The sequence below is a fragment of the Aeromonas sp. ASNIH2 genome (genome assembly GCF_002934795.1).
In the GTDB taxonomy this organism is placed as follows: domain Bacteria; phylum Pseudomonadota; class Gammaproteobacteria; order Enterobacterales; family Aeromonadaceae; genus Aeromonas; species Aeromonas caviae.
Window position 1 is genome coordinate 1472970 of the sequence record NZ_CP026406.1, and the last position, 17142, is coordinate 1490111.

A 17142-nucleotide genomic window follows, 5' to 3' on the forward strand; every position below is an offset into this window, starting at 1 on the left:
ATATGAGGGCAGGATTTTACTGGATAACCCGGTCGACGGCCAATCTTTAGTCGGCGGGCCCCACAAATAGCGCCTTGTCTGGCGGGCGTTGGGCACCTGGATGCCCTCCGCCAGACCCGGCTCCTCAAGAGAGATGACGGGTATTGAGCACCACCCCGAGCATGCGGGGACCGTATTCCCCCTGCTCGAGCCGGTCATAAAAGTAACGAACCAGTAAAAATCCGATGGCGCCGCCCAGCAGGCAGCAGAGGATGGTCACCCCCTCTCCCGCCGACAAGAGCGGCACCAGCCAGAGCTGGCCGAGCAGGGCGCCCAGCATCAGACAGAAGAGCGGCAACACGTACACCAGGGCCGCACCGCGCAGGATGCTGGCCTGAGGGATGCCCAGGCGGATCTGCTGGCCCACCGCCACATCGCCGGTGAGGGCGACCCGCAGCCGCTGCGCCTTCATGGGAAAGGCCTTGGCGACGGTGCCGGTCCCGCAGCTGGATTGTTGGTGGCAACCGCTGCAGGCGGATCGCCGCTCGCACTCCACCCAGGCGTGATTGCCGTCGATGGCCACTACTGTGGCCAGCTCTTCACTCATGTTACTCACCTGATGACTCCTCACAGGGGGCGGTGGATGCACCGGATCTCAACACGGCGGCACCCTCAGGGCAAGTCTCACGGCAAAGACTCACTGCACCGCCTCGTTGCGGGCCAGGGGCTGCACTGCCTCGGCGATGCGCTTGGCGGTTTCGGCGGGCACCTCGCCCACCACGGTGATCTCCACCCCGACCTCGTTGACGAAGCTCACCAGCGAGGTAGCCCCCTGGCGAATCAACTGCTGGCGCACCGCCTGCTTGGGATCGACCCGTGAGACGTAGACGGAGAGATCCACCAGCCCGTCGGAGAGCATCATGTAATCCACCGGCAGACTGGTGCTGACCAGCTGATGCCGATCCTGAGAGAGCACCTTGAAGCCATCGGGCAACCAGGTCAGGTGCCAGTTGAGGGTCTGCTGGGGAGCGGGATAGGCATCTTCCAGCGCCAGCGCATCCGGCAGCTTGCTGCGTGCCAGGGTGACCAGCCAGGGGACCGGCGCAGATTGCCTGTCCAGATCCACCCCCAGCACCTGCTCCACCAGATTGCCTTCTCGATCCACCATGTCCACCCGCAGCAGCAGATGGCTCTGTTCGTCAATCCAGAGCACGAAGCCGTACTTGTCCGCCTCCTTGGGCACCAGCCGTACCACTTGTGCCACCAGGCCGGCCACCCGGCTGCGGCCCGCCAGCACGGGGTCATAACTCTCCATCACCCGGGGCAGCGGCATCCTCACCAGGCTCGACCAGACCCCGGGGAAACGCGCCCCCTTGAGGGTGTAGGGTTCATGGGTGTTTTCGAAGAAGGTGTATTCGTTCTGGCGTTGCAGGAACTCCACGGCCTTGCCGTCGAGATAGCTCAAGTGAGCCACCTCCTTGCCATCGATGATCCCGTGGCTGAAACGGATAGGCTCGAGGCGCCCCTGGCGGGCCTTGACCATGGACAATTCGAAGTTTTGTTGCGAAACGGCACTCTGCATCTGCTGCAACAAGGCCTCGGCCGACAGATCGTCAGCCGAGGCCTTGGCACAAATCAACAGGAGAGAGGCCAGCAGGATACGGCTGGACTGGCGCACGATCTGATCCCTAAAAATGCGTTATTCCTGAATCTGCTTGTCTTGCAGCAGACGCTGTTGCAGTTGATGGTCGCGCAGGAAGGCATTGATGCGCTCGCGCTGCTCCTGCATCTGCTGCTCGCTCAGACCTTGCTGACGCACACCGGTCCGGCTGCCATCCTGGGGATAGTGCACGCTCACCGGCGCAGCACTGCCACCGACGGGTATGGTATTGAGCACCGGGCTGGTCGGCACACCATCCTTGCCCTGGTACTGCTGCACGCCGAAGATGACGGCGGCAGCCACGGAGGCGGCAATGGCATACTGCCCCACTTGCTGGCCAAAGCGGCGAACGAAGGGGATCACCTTGCCGGCGGGCTGCACCTGGGGCGCAGCAGGCTGTGCCGGCTTGGGCGCCAGTATGGCGGGTTCATCCTCCAGCGCCAGCATGATGCTGTCGCTGAGATCCAGTTGCAGATTGACCGGCAGGTCACCCCGCATGGCATCACCGATCAGATGGTAACGCGACCAGGTATCCTGCAGAGTGGGATCCGTTCCCAGCTCGTTCAGTACCTCGATTTCGCTGAGGTCGCCATCCATCAGGGCTGAAAGTTGCTCTTTATTTGCCATAAGTTTGCCTGTCTTTCCCCAGTTAATGCTCGATCAGAGGTTGCAGCTTTTTATCGATTGCTTCCCTCGCCCGGAAGATGCGGGATCTCACCGTACCCACCGGGCAATCCATGATCTCCGCAATCTCCTCGTAGCTCAGCCCTTCCATTTCACGAAGGGTGATCGCCGTTCTCAAATCTTCTGGCAAGGCTTCTATGGCGGTAAACACAGTACGCTTGATCTCGTCGGTCAGCGCCAGGTTTTCCGGGGTGGCCACCTCTTGCAGGGCTTCACCACCACCATAATATTCAGCCTCGTCCGCTTCGACATCACTGCTGGGCGGTCTGCGCCCCTGTGACGTCAGGTAGTTTTTGGCCGTGTTGACGGCGATCCGGTACAACCAAGTGTAAAACGCGCTCTCGCCACGGAATGTCGGCAACGCACGGTAGGCCTTGATAAAGGCCTCCTGCGCCACATCCGGTACATCGCCCGGATTGTTGACATATCTGGCCACCAGGTTGACCACCTTGTGCTGGTACTTGCGTACCAACAGGTTGAATGCATTCTTATCGCCACGCTGGACCCGTTCAACCAGCTGTTCGTCCAGTAGATTCTGGTCGCTCATCAGAGCCGTAAAACCCCCATCAGGTTATCGTTCTTCTTTTCCGGCCCCTTCTAAGCGCACAAGTTCAGACAGGAGGAATCAGAGAAAGTTCGCTTGCACTGAAAAAAATGTGATGCGGGCTGCACCACAGCCCCCCCTTGGGCTACCATGGGGCCAGTTCTTAATCCAGGCCAATGATACTTATGAAAGCAAGTGTTGAATACCTTTGCGACGTACTCATCATTGGCAGCGGTGCCGCCGGTCTGTCCCTCGCGTTGCGATTGGCAGACCAGGCCAAAGTCCTGGTTCTGAGCAAGGGGCCCATCAGTGAGGGGGCCACTCTCTATGCGCAAGGAGGCATCGCTGCCGTGTTCGACGAGACCGACAGCATCGAATCCCACGTGAGCGACACGCTCAACGCCGGCGCCGGGTTGTGCGACCCGGCGGTGGTGGAGTTCACCGCCCGCAACGCCCGCGACTCCATCCAGTGGCTCATTCAGCAAGGGGTCCCCTTCGATCAGGAAGAGGATGCCGAGGGGGAATCCCACTATCACCTGACCCGGGAAGGGGGCCACAGCCATCGCCGCATCTTCCACGCGGCCGACGCCACCGGCAAGGCGGTGCAGCTCACCCTGATCGACCAGGTGCGCGCCCACCCCAACATCCAGCTGATGGAGCGCTTCAACGCGGTCGATCTCATCACCACCCGCAAGCTGGGTCTGCCGGGCAACAAGGTACTGGGAGCCTATGTCTGGAATCGCAACGCCGAGCAGGTCGAGGTGATCCGCGCCCGCTTCGTGGCACTGGCCACAGGCGGGGCCTCCAAGGTGTACCAGTACACCTCCAACCCGGACGTCAGCTCTGGCGATGGCATCGCCATGGCATGGCGGGCCGGCTGCCGGGTGGCGAACCTGGAATTCAACCAGTTCCACCCCACCAGCCTGTTCCACCCGGACGACCCCAACTTCCTGCTGACCGAAGCGCTGCGTGGCGAAGGGGCCTACCTGCGCCGTCCCGACGGCAGCCGCTTCATGCCGGAGTTTGACGAGCGGGCCGAGCTGGCCCCGCGGGACATCGTCGCCCGCGCCATCGACCACGAGATGAAGCGCCTCGGGGCGGATTGCATGTATCTGGACATCAGCCACAAGCCGGCGGATTTCATCATCAAGCACTTCCCGACCATTTATGAGCGCTGCCTCGCGGTCGGTATCGACATCACCAAGGAGGCGATGCCCATCGTCCCGGCGGCCCACTACACCTGTGGCGGCGTGATGATCGACAACAACGGCCAGACCGACATCCCCGGCCTCTATGCCATCGGCGAGGTGACCTATACCGGGTTGCACGGCGCCAATCGCATGGCCTCCAACTCCCTGCTCGAATGCGTGGTCTATGCCCATCAGGCGGGAGCCGACATCCTGGCCAAGCTGCCCACCAGCGTGGCGCCCCCCAGCCTGCCGGCCTGGGACGAGAGCCAGGTGGATGACTCGGACGAGCAGGTGGTGATCCAGCACAACTGGCACGAGCTGCGGCTGATGATGTGGGACTACGTGGGCATAGTGCGCACCAACAAGCGCCTGGCCCGGGCCAAGCGTCGCATCGATCTGCTCAAGCAGGAGGTGCAGGAGTACTACGCCAACTTCCGGGTCTCCAACAACCTGCTGGAGCTGCGCAACCTGTTGCAGGTGGCCGAGCTCATCGTCAACTGCGCCCTGGAGCGCAAGGAGTCTCGCGGTTTGCACTACAACCTGGATTATCCGGACATGCAGCCGGACTCCAAGCCGACCGTGCTGACCCCGGATCGGGAATAAGGCCGTTGCGTTCGATTCGGGCGTATGCCCTCCCCCAGATGACCCCGCCCAGGCGGGGTCATCTGCTATGAGCGGCAGATGTAGCAGGTAGAGAGAGACGCCCCTAGCGGACAGCGAGGTGGATGGCGCGGGCCAGGGCGCGGTAGTGTGCAGGGGCCAGGGCATCGGAGAAGAGCCAGAGCTGCCCCTCGGAGCCCTCCACCGTCTTCAGCCGCAACCAGAGCACCCCGGGCAGGATGCGACTGCGGGGATCCAGCCGATGGCGCGCCCCTTGCCACTCGAGCCACTCCCCGTCCCAGACGAGCACGCCGCTCGCCGCCGGATGGCGACGCAACGCGCGCCACAGGCCCAGCCCCCAGACAGGGAGGAACAGCCCCCATTGCCAGCCCTGGATCAGGCTGGCGACGGGCAAGAGCAGCAACAGAAACAGGATGCACAGCAGCAGACGCTGCTGGCGGGAGGCGATCACGGGCATCACTACCCGCTGGGGAGATGCGAGGCTGGCCATGAGGGGTAGCGGTCGCGAGTCGGGCTCAGCGCAGGCTGTCGTGACGGGCCTGGTTGCGCTCGAGGATCAGGGGGATCATGGCGGCAAAAGCGGGATCCTCGGGCACGCCGTGACCCATGCACCAGCGGAACAGCTCGGGATCCTCGCACTCCAGCAGGCGGATGAAGGTGCGCTGTTCGGCCTCGCCGAGGCCATCGAACTCGTGCTCAAAGAAGGGCATAAAGATCACATCCAGCTCGAGCATGCCGCGACGGCAGGCCCACTTCAGGCGGGACTTCTCACTTGGGTTCAACATGGAACTCTCCTTACAAAGACCGGGGAATGGTAGCAGCAGGATTTTCCGGCTGACAAACATTCCTTACGTCTTTACCATGCAGGTCACATACTTTCTGTCTCTGGAATCCCATCGTGAGCCTGCCGACCCCTCTTCTTCCTGCCGAGCCGACCCTGTTTTCCCTGACCAATCTGGCCATCACCCGCCTCGGCGGCCCGGATCGCGCCAAGTATCTGCAAGGTCAGGTCACCTGCGACGTCAACGCCCTGCAACCGGGCCAGAGCACCCTCGGCGGCCACTGCGATCCCAAGGGCAAGCTGTGGAGCGATTTTCGCCTGCTCTGCCTGGAAGACAGCCTGCTGATGCTGACCAAGCCCTCGGTGCTGGCCCGCCAACTGCCGGAGCTCAAGAAGTTTGCGATCTTTGCCAAGGTCGAGATCGGCGAGTTTCAGGGCAGCCTGACCGGACTGGCCGGTCAGGGGACGGACGACTGGATGGCACAGCACTTCGCGCTGACCGGCACCGGTCTGGTGGAGGGCGGCATGGCAGTCAGGGTGGAGGCGGACCGCTGGCTGCTGGCGAGCACATCCCCGCAGGCCCTGAACCTGCCGGTGGGCGACGAAGGACTCTGGTGGGGGCTGGAAATCAAAGCCGGTCTCCCCCATCTGGAAGCGGTCCATCAGGGGGAATACATCCCCCAGATGCTGAACCTGCAAGCCCTTGATGGCATCAGCTTCAACAAGGGCTGCTACATGGGGCAGGAGACGGTGGCGCGCGCCAAGTATCGCGGCGCCAACAACCGCGCCCTCTTCGTGCTGAGCGGCACTGCCGCAACGCAGGTAGCCAGCGGTGACACCCTGGAGATCCAGCTCGGTGACAACTGGCGCCGCAGCGGTCTGGTGCTCAACGCCTGGCAGCAGCAGGGTCAGGTGTGGCTCACCGCCGTGCTGCCCAAGGATACCGAGGCCGACGCCCGCTTCCGCCTCAAGCTGGAAGAGGGCTCCAGCCTCGGTCTGCAACCCCTGCCCTATGCGTTGATCGACTGAATCCCCCCTAGCGAGGCACCCGCGCCAGCAGTGCCTCCTGCAACCAGCGCCCCGCCTGCCCGAGCGGGCGGGCGCGATACCACTGCAACTCCAGCGCCAGTTCTGCCTCAGCGATGAAGTCCGGCTTGAGCACCACCAGCTCCCCCCGCGCCAGGGGCCGGTGCAGCAGAAACTCGGGCACCGCCGCCCATCCCAGCCCCAGTTTCACCAGCTCCAGGATCCCGAGATCCCCCTCCACCCACCACACTTGCGCCGAGAGGCGGAAGCGATGGCGCTCCGTCCCCTCCCGCCGTCCAGTCACCATCAACTGGCGAGCCCCTTGCAGGTCGCTCTCCTTCAACGGCGTCTTGTGGGCCAGGGGGTGATCCGGAGAGACCACCAGGGGCATGGTGACCGTCCCCAGGGAGCGGGAGACCAGCTCCCGCTCGGGGTGCGCCTTCTGGTAGCTGATGCCGAGCTGGGCACGGCCGCTCTTGAGCAGCTCGGTCACGTCTTCCATCAGCGGAAACAGCAGCTCCAGCTCCACCGCCGGGTAACGGCTGGCGAACTCCTCCAGCAGGGAACCAAGCCAGGGCAGGTGGGAGTCATCGTCGATGGCCAGGGTGAGGCGCGACTCGACGCCGTTGGCCAGCTCGCCGGCGATGGCCTGCAGTCGCTCGCTCTGGGCCAGCAGCACCCCCTCCTCCTGACAGATGCGGGCCCCCGCCTCGGTCAGCACGGGATAGCGGCCGCTGCGATCGAACAGCGCAAGGCCGAGATCGATCTCCAGGTTGGCGATGGCGGCACTCACCACCGACTGGGCCTTGCCCAGCCTGCGCGCCGCCGCCGAGAACGACCCGGTCTCGGCCGTCGCCAGCAATGCCTTGAAGTGTTCCAGTGAAGGGGTCATGAGCCTGCTCCGCCGTGCGGTTGTGTCGTCACATCTATCTATTTTAGCGATAGATACCAACGTGAATCTATCCGGTTTTGGCGATACATTGCCGCCATTCCCTGATCAGAGAGAGAGACAGACCATGCGTACGACCCGTGACCGCCTGCGCCACGCCATCGGCTTCGAATTGATTGGCCTGCTGATCGCCGCTCCGCTGGCCAGCTGGGTGACCGGCGTCGGGCTCAACCACATGGGCCCCCTGGCCCTGTTCTTCTCGGTGGTCGCCACCGTCTGGAACTATGTCTACAACATCGGGGTGGACAAGCTGCTGCTGCGCTATCAGGGCCACACCCACAAGGCGCTGTGGCAGCGGGTGCTGCACACCCTGGGGTTCGAGGGGGGCCTGCTGATCGTGGCCCTGCCGGTGATGTCCTGGTGGCTCGACATCGGCCTGCTGGAGGCGCTGGTGCTGGATATGGGCTTCGTGCTCTTCTACCTGGTCTATGCCTTCGTCTACAACTGGAGCTACGACAAGGTGTTCCCCATTCCCATGGGACAGGTGCAGAAGGCACTGGGATAAGCGATTCGAGGGGTAAGGGCGAGGCACCATCATGCGATGGCATGATGGTGCTGAAGAGGGCCTCGCGGGGTCAGGCCTGGGCCTTGACCTCTTCCGGCGGGGTGTCGTCCTGCCTGGTTTCCTGGCGCATCATGGCTTCGAGGTCGCTCTGGTACTGGTTCAGCATGCGCTGGGCCGCCACCATGTCCCCCTTGTGCAGGCGCTCGAACAGATGATGCTGCACCACGCCGTTGAGGTACTCCACCGTGATGGGTTGCTCCAACGCCGACAACAGCTCCTCTTTTTCCAGCTCCGCATTGATCTCGTCGACACTGGTACGCAGCAGACCGGCCAGTTGCACCAGCATGCGGCGCTCCCCTTCACGCAACAGGCTCAACATGCGGTTTCTCTGCTGCTCATTCTGTTGGGTCATACATTTCCTTACGTAGAATTGGAACAAGCCCGCTCATTCTGCCCTGTCCTTTTCACAGCGTCCATCTCGGGCGCATGACTTATTCCGGGTGCGGGGGGCCGGGTGCTATTTGCCCCCCGGCCCGGTATAGTAACGGCTGATCCAGGGGGCCCGTGCGCCCCGTTGCCGAGACCGTCCATCCCTATGACCGACGCCATTCTGGTGCTCTGCACCTGCCCCGACGAGACCAGTGCAGACCGCCTCTGCGAGCAGCTGCTCGACCAGCGCCTCGCCGCCTGCATCAACCAGCTGCCCGGGGTCACCTCCGTCTATCGCTGGCAGGGCAAGACGGAGCGAACCCGGGAGATCCAGCTCGTCATCAAGAGTCGGGCCGCTCTGTTCGAACCCCTGCGCCAGTGCATTCTCGCCCACCATCCCTACGAGGTACCGGAGATCCTGGCGCTCCCGGCAAGCCAGGGCCACCCTGCCTATCTCGACTGGTTGACACAGGAGACCTCATGACCGCCTCTCGCCCCCTCTCCTTCCTGCTGATACTGCTGGGCCTGCTCTGCGTCCTGACGACGGCCCCCGCCCGGGCCAGCAGCCAGGATCTGCTCGGCAGCCTCGGCATCGAGACCCAGCCAAGATTCCTCAAGGTGGATCAGGCCTTCGCCCTCGAGAGCGAACAACAGGGTGATCGGCTGCTGCTCCGGATACGCATCGCCGACGGCTACTACCTCTATCGCCACAGCATCCGTGTGAAGGGAGAGAACCTCGCCTTTGACGAGCCCGTCCTGCCCCCCGGCACCGAGCACGAGGATGACTTCTTCGGCAAGAGCCGGGTCTATTACCAGGAGGTGCAGATCCCCGTGGCACTGACCCGGGTCGGGGACGCGGCCAGCCTCACCCTGAGTTACCAGGGCTGCACCGAGGGACTCTGCTACCCACCGACCGACAAGCGGATCGCCGTCGAGCCCCTCACCGCCCCCGCCCAGGCGGAAGCGGTGGCCCCCCTTCAGGGCACCGACGTGCCGGGCAGCCAGCAGGACAGGCTGGCGGCCGCCCTCGGCAGCCAGGGGTTCTGGATCAGCGTCGCCGCCTTCTTCGCCCTGGGTCTCGGCCTCGCCTTCACCCCCTGCGTCTTCCCCATGTATCCCATCCTGACCGGGATCATCGCCGGGGCCGGGCATCGCCTCTCCACCCGTCGCGCCTTCCTGCTCTCCTTTGTCTATGTGCAGGGGATGGCGGTCACCTATACCCTGCTCGGGCTCGTCGTTGCCTCGGCGGGCCTGCAATTCCAGGCGGCCCTGCAGCACCCCTATGTGCTCATCGGCCTCTCGGTGATGTTCGTGCTGCTCGCCCTCTCCATGTTCGGGCTCTACACCCTGCAACTGCCGAGCAGCCTGCAAACCCGTCTCTCGGGCTTCTCCAACCGCCAGCAGGGCGGATCCGTGGCCGGCGTCGCCATCATGGGCATGATCTCGGGACTGGTCTGCTCCCCCTGCACCACGGCGCCGCTCTCCGGGGCCCTTATCTACGTGGCCCAGAGTGGCGACCTCTGGCTCGGCGGTGCGGCCCTCTATGCCCTCTCCCTGGGCATGGGGCTGCCGCTGCTCTTGCTCGGCACCTCTGGCGGCAAGCTGCTGCCCAGGGCCGGCGCCTGGATGGATGTGATCAAGCAACTCTTCGGGTTTGCGCTGCTGGCGGTACCCATCCTGCTGCTCTCAAGGCTCCTGAGCGATCAGGTGGCCACCCTGCTCTGGCTCGGCTGGGGGCTGGTGCTGTGCGGTTATCTCTATCACCACAACCAGCATCGCGCCCATTCGGTGGGCAAGAGCCTTGGCGGCTTCGTCCTGTTGCTGGCGATGATGGGCCTCGTGGTGGTGGGCAAGGATCTGCTGCTGCCACCCGAGGGGGCCAATGCCGCCGCCCAGACCCAGGCCCCCCGATTCATCCGCATCAAGACCCTTGACGATCTCAAGGTGCAGCTTGCCGCCGCCCGCGGCAAGCCGGTGCTGCTGGATCTCTACGCCGACTGGTGCGTGGCCTGCAAGGAGTTCGAGCACAAGACCTTCAGCGACCCCGATGTGCAGGCGCGCTTCAGCGAGATGGTGCTGCTGCAGGCGGACGTCACCGCCAACGACGACGCCGACGTGGATCTGCTCAACGGCCTCAACGTGCTGGGATTGCCGACCCTCATCTTCTTCGATCGCGATGGCAACGAGGTGAACGGCCAGCGGGTGACCGGCTTCATGGGGCCTGTCGAATTTCTCGGCCAGCTGGACAAGCTGCGCTGATACCGGGTGGCCCATGCAACCGTGTGGGCCCCCGGTTTGACCGCCATTTTTCCGGCAATCCCTTGTATATGACCGACGCCGTGGCAGAATTTGCCCTTTCCCGTCTCGTTCGTCCGGAGTTTTGATGAAAAAGTGGTTCATCCCCCTGCTGGCCCTCTGGCTTTATGGCTGCAACGCAGGTCCCGGTGAAGAGACCATCCAGAGCCAGGTCACCGCCAGGTTGCAGGCGGGCACGGATGCTGACCTGTTCGACATCCGCGACTTCGCCGTGCTCGGCAAGGAGGAGCGGATGGAGGGGGTCTATCTGGTCAAGGTGAGCTACCAGCTCCACTTCAAGCAGGGACTGGATCAGTTGCAGGTGCTGCACGACGAGGATCTCGTCTATGACAGGGTCGGCCCCTTCCAGCAGGAGATGGGGCTGATGGAGCTCGAGCGCAAATATGGCGACTTCGAGGCAGGCCAGGCCCTGGCGCAGGAGACCCAGGTCTGGATGATGAAGACGGAGCAGGGCTGGCGCCTGGCCGAGCCAGACGCGACGCAGCAGGGATAATCCCGAGCCCCCCTCCCCCTAGAGCAGATCCTTCAGCCGATACCAGAGCATCCCGAGCGCCAGCAGCGGAGAGCGCAGCGCCGGGCCACCCGGGAAGGTCATGTGGGGGACGCGGCTGAAGAGATCGAAGCCCCGGCTCTCCCCCTTGATCGCCTCCGCCACCAACTTGCCCGCCATGTGGGTGGCATTGAGGCCATGGCCCGAATAGGCCTGGGCATAGAAGACGTTGGGATGCTGCTCGAGGCGGCCTATCTGGGGCAGCCGGTTGGCGCCTATGCCTATCATGCCCCCCCACTGGAACTCGATGGCGGTACCCGCGAGCTCGGGGAAGACCCGCAGCAGCTTGGGCAGCATGAAGGCCTTGATGTCGCGGGGGTCACGGCCCGAGTAGTTGCAGGCACCGCCAAACAGCAGGCGACCGTCCGCCGACAACCGATAGTAGTCGAGCGCCACGTTCTGATCGCACACCGCCATGTTCTGTGGCAGCAAGCGCTGGCGCAGGCGCTTCTCCAGCACCTGGGTGGCGAGAATGTAGGAGCCCGCCGGCAGCACCTTGCCCCCGAGATCGGGCTGGAGGTCGCCCAGGTAAGCGTTGCAGCCGATCACCAGGTAGTCCGCGCTGACCCGGCCGTGGGCCGTGGTCACCTCGACCCGCTCGCCGTAATCGATGTGGGTCACCCTTGAGTGTTCGAACAGGGAGACCCCGAGACTGGCTGCCGCACGCGCTTCGCCGAGGGCCAGGTTGAGAGGATGCAGGTGGCCGGAGCCCATGTCGATCATCCCGCCGATATAGCGATCCGACCCGACCACGGTGTGCATCTCCTCCCGCGCCACCATCTTCAGTGCGTGCCGATAACCCAGGCTCGCCAGGTGCTCGGCATCCTCCTCGAACCCCTTCAGGTGACGCGCCTTGGTGGCGAGATCGCAATAGCCCCAGGTGAGATCGCACTCGATATTGAAACGCTCGACCCGCTCGCGCACCAGCTGCACCGCTTCGATCCCCATGAGATCCAGCTCCCGCACGCCCGCCTCGCCAATCCAGCCGGCGAACTGGCTGGTATCGTGGCCGATGCCGCGGATCAGCTGGCCGCCGTTGCGCCCCGACGCTCCCCAGCCGATGCGGTTGGCCTCCAGCAACACCACCTTGTAACCGGCATCGGCCAGGTTGATGGCGGTGTTGAGGCCGGTGAAACCGCCACCGATAACGCAGACGTCCGCATCCAGCTCACCACTGAGCTCGGGCCACTGCCGATGGTCGTTGCGAGTGGCCGCGTAATAGGAGGCCGTGTGTTCCTGATGTCCCTGTCTTCCTGTCTGCATGCTCAGCATCCTGCCTGGTTGCATTCGTTTACTAAATTAAACGGGTGTCATCGATAATACCCAGCCCCCCATCCCCAATCCAGCCCGTCAGGATCACAGAAATGCAAAAGGCGCCCCGAAGGGCGCCTTTTCATGCAATCAAGGTGCTGCGAATTACAGTACGTCGATGGCGTTCAGGTCGGAGAAGGCCTTCTCCAGACGCGCGATCATGGAAGTCTGACCGGCACGCAGCCATACGCGCGGATCGTAGAACTTCTTGTTCGGCTTGTCGGCACCTTCCGGGTTGCCCAGCTGGCCTTGCAGGTAGGCTTCGTTGGATTTGTAGAAGTTCAGCACGCCTTCCCAGGTCGCCCACTGGGTGTCGGTGTCGATGTTCATCTTCACCACGCCGTAGGAGATGGATTCGCGGATCTCTTCCAGGGTAGAGCCGGAGCCACCGTGGAACACGAAGTCCAGGGACTTGGCAGGCAGACCGAACTTCTCGGAGACGTACTTCTGGGAGTTGTCCAGGATCTTCGGAGTCAGCTTGACGTTACCCGGCTTGTATACACCGTGCACGTTGCCGAAGGAGGCAGCGATGGTGAAGCGCGGGCTGATCTTGGACAGACGCTCGTAGGCGTAGGCCACGTCTTCCGGCTGGGTGTACAGGGAGGATTGGTCCAGGTGGCTGTTGTCCACGCCGTCTTCTTCACCGCCGGTGCAGCCCAGTTCCAGCTCCAGAGTCATGTTCATCTTGGCCATGCGGGTCAGGTACTCGCAGCAGATGTCGATGTTCTCTTCCAGAGACTCTTCGGACAGATCCAGCATGTGGGAGGAGAACAGCGGCTTGCCGGTTTCGGCAAAGTGCTTCTCACCGGCGTCCAGCAGGCCGTCGATCCACGGCAGCAGCTTCTTGGCAGCGTGGTCGGTGTGCAGGATCACGGGAACACCGTAGGCTTCGGCAACGGCGTGCACGTGCTTGGCACCGGAGATGGCACCCAGGATGGCAGCTTGCTGGCCTTCCAGCTTCAGACCCTTGCCGGCGGTGAACACGGCACCACCGTTGGAGAACTGTACGATAACCGGGGCTTTGACCTTGGCAGCAGCTTCCAGCACGGCGTTCACGGAGTCGGTACCGACGCAGTTGACGGCCGGCAGAGCGAAGCCGTTTTCCTTGGCGATGGCGAACACTTTCTGAACGTCATCACCAGTGATCACGCCGGGTTTTACGAAGTCGAAAATTTTCTTAGACATGTTTAATCGTCCTGTCTCGTATGCCGTTAATAAAAAGTGGGGGGTTCATCATGAACCGGCACAGCGGCCACATGATAAACGAAACGGGAGGCTTTTGCCCCCCGTCCCGGGTCAATTAGGCTTTGGCGCGCTCTTCGAGAATCGCGACAGCCGGCAGTACCTTGCCTTCTACGAACTCCAGGAAGGCGCCGCCGCCGGTGGAGATGTAGGAGACCTTGTCGGCGATGCCGAACTTGTCGATGGCAGCCAGGGTGTCACCACCGCCAGCGATGGAGAAGGCCGGGGAAGCGGCGATGGCTTCGGCGATCACCTTGGTGCCTTCAGCGAACTGGTCGAACTCGAACACGCCGACCGGGCCGTTCCACAGGATGGTCTTGGCGTTCATGATGATGTCGGCCAGGGCCTTGGCGGAATCCGGACCGATGTCGAAGATCATGTCGCCGTCAGTCACGTCGGACACGGACTTGATGGTGGCCGGGGTGGATTCGGAGAATTCGCTACCCACAACCACGTCGGTGGTCACCGGAATGTTGGTTTCGGCAGCCAGTTTCTTGGCGGTGTCGATCAGATCGTGCTCGCACAGGGACTTGCCGACGTTGTGACCGGCAGCAGCGATGAAGGTGTTGGCGATGCCACCACCGACCACCAGCTGGTCAGCGATCTTGGAGAGGGATTCGAGTACGGTCAGCTTGGTGGAGACCTTGGAGCCGCCCACGATGGCAACCATGGGGCGCTCGGGCTTCAGCATGGCTTTGCCCAGGGCTTCCAGTTCACCGGCCAGCAGGGGGCCTGCACAGGCAACCGGCGCGAACTGGGCCACACCGTAGGTAGAACCTTCGGCGCGGTGAGCAGTACCGAACGCATCCATTACAAAGACGTCACACAGGGAGGCGTATTTTTTGGCCAGATCGATGGTGTTCTTCTTCTCGCCTTTGTTGAAGCGGCAGTTTTCCAGCACAACCAGCTCACCGGCGGCGACGTCTACGCCATCCAGGTAGTCTTTGGCCAGACGAACCGGGCAGGACAGTGCGTCTTTCAGATAGTTGACAACCGGAGCCAGGGAGAATTCTTCGTTGTATTCACCCTCGGTCGGACGACCCAGGTGGGAGGTGATCATCAGCTTGGCGCCCTTTTCCAGAGCCAGCTTGATGGTCGGCAGAGTCGCAACGATACGTGCATCGGAAGTGACCTTGCCGTCTTTTACCGGCACGTTCAGGTCAGCACGGATCAGAACGCGTTTGCCCGCCAGATCCAGGTCGGTCATCTTGATAACAGACATATTCAGTCCTCTATATATTTTCAGGTAATGTTAAAAAAACAGTAACCTTGCGCCCGGTGCAGACTTTCAGCCTGCGGCCATCATGGCCCGGGTGGTATCCAGCATGCGGTTGGCGAAGCCCCATTCGTTATCGCACCACATCAACATCTTGACGAGGTTGGCATCGCTGACCCGGGTCTGGGTACCATCAATGATGCAGGAGTGTGCATCATGATTAAAGTCTACGGAGACCAGTGGCTCTTCCGTGTAGTCCAGAATACCGTGTAATGTACCTCTGGATGCCCGTTGCAGGGCTTGATTTACGTCACTAACTGTCACTTTTTTACGAACAGTAATGCTCAGATCCATGGCGGTTACATTGATGGTCGGTACCCGTACCGCGATCGCCTCGAACTTGCCGGCGAAGTGGGGAAGGATACGTTCCAACCCCTTTGCCAGCTTGGTGTCCACCGGGATGATGGACTGGCTGGCTGCCCGGGTTCTGCGCAAGTCGCCGTGATAGGCATCGATGACTTGCTGATCGTGCATGGCCGAATGAATTGTCGTAATAGTACCACAATTTATCTCGAATTCTCGATGCAATGTTTCGATGACGGGGACCACGCAGTTGGTGGTGCAGGAGGCGTTGGAGACGATCCGCTCCCGCCCGGTCAGCACCTGGTGGTTGACCCCGTAGACGATGGTGGCGTCCACATCCGCGTCCGCCGGGTGGGAGAAGAGCACCTTGCCCGCTCCCGCCCCCAGATGCAGCTCGGCATCGGCCCGGGAGCCGAACACCCCGGTGCAGTCCAGCACCACGTCCACCCCCAGCGCCCGCCACGGCAAGTTCGACGGATCCCGCTCGGCAAACAGGGCGATGAGATCCTCCCACACCTGCATGCTGTTGCCCGCCAGTTGCACCGGATAGCGGAACCGGCCGTGGCTGGTGTCGAAGCGGGTCAGGTGCACCATGGCCTCGGGGGCCGCCAGCTCGTTGATGGCCACTATCTTGATGGTCTTGTCGCGGCCGCTCTCGTAGAGGGCCCGCAGCACGTTGCGGCCGATGCGGCCATAGCCGTTGATAGCAATCTTGATCATGGAAACGTTGTGTCCTTAGCTGCGACAAAGGGATGGGAGGAAGGGGCGACTCACGAGAGCAGTGCCTCGCGAAAGACGCCGCGGGCCAGCAGTGCGGCACCGAATACCCCGGCGCTGTCCCCCAGGGCCGGCGCTATCATGGGGGTGGCGAAACGGGGGTTGAACAGGAAGGGCAATACCGTTTCGCGCCCGGCGCGATAGAGGCTCTGCACATTGCCCACGCCGCCACCGATGACGATGACGTCCGGATCGAGAATATTGATCACGTTGGCGAGGGCCTGGCCGAACAGCAGGTGCAACCTGTCCATGGTGAGCCTGGCGACATGATCATGGGCACTGGCCGCAGCAATCTGGGCGAGCGAGAGACGGCGTTTGGTCCTGGCCTCGTACCAGGCCTCCAGCGCCGGGCCGCTGATGAGGGTTTCGACGCAGCCGCGCTTGCCGCAGTAGCACTCTGGCCCCTCCGGCAGCAGGACGTTGTGCCCCCACTCCCCGGCGATGCCGTGGTGACCGTTGAGGATCTGGCCGTTGATGACGATACCGGCCCCGACCCCAGTGCCCATGATGATGCCGAACACCACTTTTGCATCGGGATGATGCTGGCGCACCGCCCCCAGATGGGTTTCCGCCAGGGCGAAACAGTTGGCGTCGTTGGCGATGAGCACGGGGACGCCCAGCCTGCGCTCCAGATCTTCCTTGAGCGGCTTGCCGTTGAACTCGGTGGTGTTGCTGTTTTTCAGCAGCCCGGTCTGGGGGTCCCGGGCCCCCGGCGTCCCCATGCCGATGAGTGCAGGACGCTGACCGAGTTTGGCGGCACACTCGTCCACCAGTTTGGAGATCTGGCCCAGCATGTGCTGGTAGCCGCCGTGCCGTTCAGTGGGAATGCGGTGGCGCAGCAACACCTCGTCGCCATCGAGCACCACGCACTCGCACTTGGTCCCGCCAAGGTCGATGCCCCAATCCCACGCCCGCTTCTCCATCCAGCCTCCTGCCCTTCAACGACCCCATCCCGGCCACGACGGCCAACATGGGGGTGCAGTGTAACCCGAGCCGCGA

19 protein-coding genes are annotated in these 17142 nt (G+C 62.9%); 6 read left to right on the forward strand and 13 right to left on the reverse strand.

Features of this window, described 5'->3' with window-relative positions; all coding sequences use genetic code 11:
* Positions 1–124 precede the first annotated feature (124 nt).
* The 4 genes from C3F36_RS06715 to rpoE all read right to left on the reverse strand — a co-directional run bounded on the left by C3F36_RS06715 (position 125) and on the right by rpoE (position 2870).
* Positions 125–586, reverse strand: a complete 462-nt coding sequence (locus C3F36_RS06715; RefSeq protein WP_104454754.1) for a SoxR reducing system RseC family protein — start codon at positions 584–586, stop codon at positions 125–127.
* Between the two features lie 90 nt (positions 587–676).
* On the reverse strand, positions 677–1657 hold the full coding sequence (locus tag C3F36_RS06720) for a MucB/RseB C-terminal domain-containing protein (RefSeq protein WP_104454755.1): 981 nt from the start codon (positions 1655–1657) through the stop codon (positions 677–679).
* A 21-nt stretch (positions 1658–1678) separates the two neighbouring features.
* A complete protein-coding gene (locus tag C3F36_RS06725; RefSeq protein ID WP_104454756.1) occupies positions 1679–2266 on the reverse strand; it encodes a sigma-E factor negative regulatory protein in 588 nt (195 codons plus the stop codon).
* Between the two features lie 22 nt (positions 2267–2288).
* Positions 2289–2870, reverse strand: a complete 582-nt coding sequence (rpoE, locus tag C3F36_RS06730; RefSeq protein ID WP_010675645.1) for an RNA polymerase sigma factor RpoE — start codon at positions 2868–2870, stop codon at positions 2289–2291.
* Between the two features lie 182 nt (positions 2871–3052).
* Between rpoE and nadB the strand changes: the two genes are divergently transcribed.
* Positions 3053–4660: an L-aspartate oxidase gene (gene nadB / locus C3F36_RS06735; protein ID WP_048208412.1), complete on the forward strand. Its 1608-nt coding sequence runs from the start codon at positions 3053–3055 to the stop codon at positions 4658–4660.
* A gap of 103 nt (positions 4661–4763) precedes the next feature.
* Here nadB and C3F36_RS06740 read toward each other — a convergent pair whose 3' ends face one another.
* Both C3F36_RS06740 and C3F36_RS06745 read right to left on the reverse strand, forming a co-directional pair.
* Positions 4764–5135, reverse strand: coding sequence for a protein YgfX (locus C3F36_RS06740; RefSeq protein WP_104454757.1), 372 nt, complete (start codon positions 5133–5135; stop codon positions 4764–4766).
* A 58-nt stretch (positions 5136–5193) separates the two neighbouring features.
* On the reverse strand, positions 5194–5463 hold the full coding sequence (locus C3F36_RS06745) for an FAD assembly factor SdhE (protein WP_010675648.1): 270 nt from the start codon (positions 5461–5463) through the stop codon (positions 5194–5196).
* A 113-nt stretch (positions 5464–5576) separates the two neighbouring features.
* On the opposite strand from C3F36_RS06745, the gene ygfZ reads away from it, so the two are divergent.
* A complete protein-coding gene (gene ygfZ / locus C3F36_RS06750; RefSeq protein WP_042881539.1) occupies positions 5577–6488 on the forward strand; it encodes a tRNA-modifying protein YgfZ in 912 nt (303 codons plus the stop codon).
* Positions 6489–6495: 7 nt separating this feature from the next.
* On the opposite strand, the gene C3F36_RS06755 is transcribed toward ygfZ, so the two are convergent.
* Positions 6496–7377, reverse strand: coding sequence for a LysR family transcriptional regulator (locus C3F36_RS06755; protein WP_104454758.1), 882 nt, complete (start codon positions 7375–7377; stop codon positions 6496–6498).
* 124 nt (positions 7378–7501) lie between these two features.
* Between C3F36_RS06755 and C3F36_RS06760 the strand changes: the two genes are divergently transcribed.
* On the forward strand, positions 7502–7939 hold the full coding sequence (locus C3F36_RS06760) for a PACE efflux transporter (protein WP_039040541.1): 438 nt from the start codon (positions 7502–7504) through the stop codon (positions 7937–7939).
* 70 nt (positions 7940–8009) lie between these two features.
* Here the strand turns inward: C3F36_RS06760 and C3F36_RS06765 are convergent, their stop codons facing one another.
* Entirely contained in the window at positions 8010–8351 is a 342-nt protein-coding gene (locus C3F36_RS06765; protein ID WP_010675652.1) for a hypothetical protein, read from the reverse strand.
* Between the two features lie 183 nt (positions 8352–8534).
* Between C3F36_RS06765 and cutA the strand changes: the two genes are divergently transcribed.
* From cutA to C3F36_RS06780, 3 genes are all read left to right on the forward strand, one after another.
* On the forward strand, positions 8535–8852 hold the full coding sequence (gene cutA / locus C3F36_RS06770; protein ID WP_010675653.1) for a divalent-cation tolerance protein CutA: 318 nt from the start codon (positions 8535–8537) through the stop codon (positions 8850–8852).
* Positions 8849–10627: a protein-disulfide reductase DsbD gene (locus C3F36_RS06775; protein ID WP_104454759.1), complete on the forward strand. Its 1779-nt coding sequence runs from the start codon at positions 8849–8851 to the stop codon at positions 10625–10627. Before cutA ends, C3F36_RS06775 begins: the two co-directional genes overlap by 4 nt.
* A 124-nt stretch (positions 10628–10751) precedes the next feature.
* The gene (locus tag C3F36_RS06780) at positions 10752–11177 is read left to right on the forward strand and encodes a hypothetical protein (protein WP_039040544.1); all 426 of its coding nucleotides are present in this window, start codon (positions 10752–10754) and stop codon (positions 11175–11177) included.
* Positions 11178–11195: 18 nt separating this feature from the next.
* Here the strand turns inward: C3F36_RS06780 and C3F36_RS06785 are convergent, their stop codons facing one another.
* The 5 genes from C3F36_RS06785 to C3F36_RS06805 form a co-directional block, all read right to left on the reverse strand.
* Positions 11196–12497, reverse strand: coding sequence for an NAD(P)/FAD-dependent oxidoreductase (locus tag C3F36_RS06785; RefSeq protein WP_104454760.1), 1302 nt, complete (start codon positions 12495–12497; stop codon positions 11196–11198).
* Between the two features lie 153 nt (positions 12498–12650).
* Positions 12651–13730, reverse strand: coding sequence for a class II fructose-bisphosphate aldolase (gene fbaA / locus C3F36_RS06790; protein WP_010675658.1), 1080 nt, complete (start codon positions 13728–13730; stop codon positions 12651–12653).
* Positions 13731–13845: 115 nt separating this feature from the next.
* A complete protein-coding gene (locus C3F36_RS06795) occupies positions 13846–15009 on the reverse strand; it encodes a phosphoglycerate kinase (protein ID WP_104454761.1) in 1164 nt (387 codons plus the stop codon).
* A gap of 66 nt (positions 15010–15075) precedes the next feature.
* On the reverse strand, positions 15076–16086 hold the full coding sequence (epd, locus tag C3F36_RS06800; protein ID WP_104454762.1) for an erythrose-4-phosphate dehydrogenase: 1011 nt from the start codon (positions 16084–16086) through the stop codon (positions 15076–15078).
* A 50-nt stretch (positions 16087–16136) separates the two neighbouring features.
* Positions 16137–17066, reverse strand: a complete 930-nt coding sequence (locus C3F36_RS06805) for an ROK family protein (RefSeq protein WP_104454763.1) — start codon at positions 17064–17066, stop codon at positions 16137–16139.
* Positions 17067–17142: the final 76 nt, after the last annotated feature.

Excerpts from the sequence above, each read along its gene's own strand:
- C3F36_RS06745 (WP_010675648.1), bottom strand. The coding sequence starts at position 5,463 with ATGTTGAACCCAAGTGAGAAGTCCCGCCTGAAGTGGGCCTGCCGTCGC.
- epd (WP_104454762.1), bottom strand. The coding sequence starts at position 16,086 with ATGATCAAGATTGCTATCAACGGCTATGGCCGCATCGGCCGCAACGTG.
- fbaA (WP_010675658.1), bottom strand. The coding sequence starts at position 13,730 with ATGTCTAAGAAAATTTTCGACTTCGTAAAACCCGGCGTGATCACTGGT.
- C3F36_RS06795 (WP_104454761.1), bottom strand. The coding sequence starts at position 15,009 with ATGTCTGTTATCAAGATGACCGACCTGGATCTGGCGGGCAAACGCGTT.
- cutA (WP_010675653.1), top strand. The coding sequence starts at position 8,535 with ATGACCGACGCCATTCTGGTGCTCTGCACCTGCCCCGACGAGACCAGT.
- C3F36_RS06740 (WP_104454757.1), bottom strand. The coding sequence starts at position 5,135 with ATGCCCGTGATCGCCTCCCGCCAGCAGCGTCTGCTGCTGTGCATCCTG.
- C3F36_RS06780 (WP_039040544.1), top strand. The coding sequence starts at position 10,752 with ATGAAAAAGTGGTTCATCCCCCTGCTGGCCCTCTGGCTTTATGGCTGC.
- C3F36_RS06805 (WP_104454763.1), bottom strand. The coding sequence starts at position 17,066 with ATGGAGAAGCGGGCGTGGGATTGGGGCATCGACCTTGGCGGGACCAAG.
- C3F36_RS06760 (WP_039040541.1), top strand. The coding sequence starts at position 7,502 with ATGCGTACGACCCGTGACCGCCTGCGCCACGCCATCGGCTTCGAATTG.
- C3F36_RS06725 (WP_104454756.1), bottom strand. The coding sequence starts at position 2,266 with ATGGCAAATAAAGAGCAACTTTCAGCCCTGATGGATGGCGACCTCAGC.
- C3F36_RS06785 (WP_104454760.1), bottom strand. The coding sequence starts at position 12,497 with ATGCAGACAGGAAGACAGGGACATCAGGAACACACGGCCTCCTATTAC.
- C3F36_RS06755 (WP_104454758.1), bottom strand. The coding sequence starts at position 7,377 with ATGACCCCTTCACTGGAACACTTCAAGGCATTGCTGGCGACGGCCGAG.
- C3F36_RS06765 (WP_010675652.1), bottom strand. The coding sequence starts at position 8,351 with ATGACCCAACAGAATGAGCAGCAGAGAAACCGCATGTTGAGCCTGTTG.
- rpoE (WP_010675645.1), bottom strand. The coding sequence starts at position 2,870 with ATGAGCGACCAGAATCTACTGGACGAACAGCTGGTTGAACGGGTCCAG.
- C3F36_RS06715 (WP_104454754.1), bottom strand. The coding sequence starts at position 586 with ATGAGTGAAGAGCTGGCCACAGTAGTGGCCATCGACGGCAATCACGCC.
- nadB (WP_048208412.1), top strand. The coding sequence starts at position 3,053 with ATGAAAGCAAGTGTTGAATACCTTTGCGACGTACTCATCATTGGCAGC.
- C3F36_RS06775 (WP_104454759.1), top strand. The coding sequence starts at position 8,849 with ATGACCGCCTCTCGCCCCCTCTCCTTCCTGCTGATACTGCTGGGCCTG.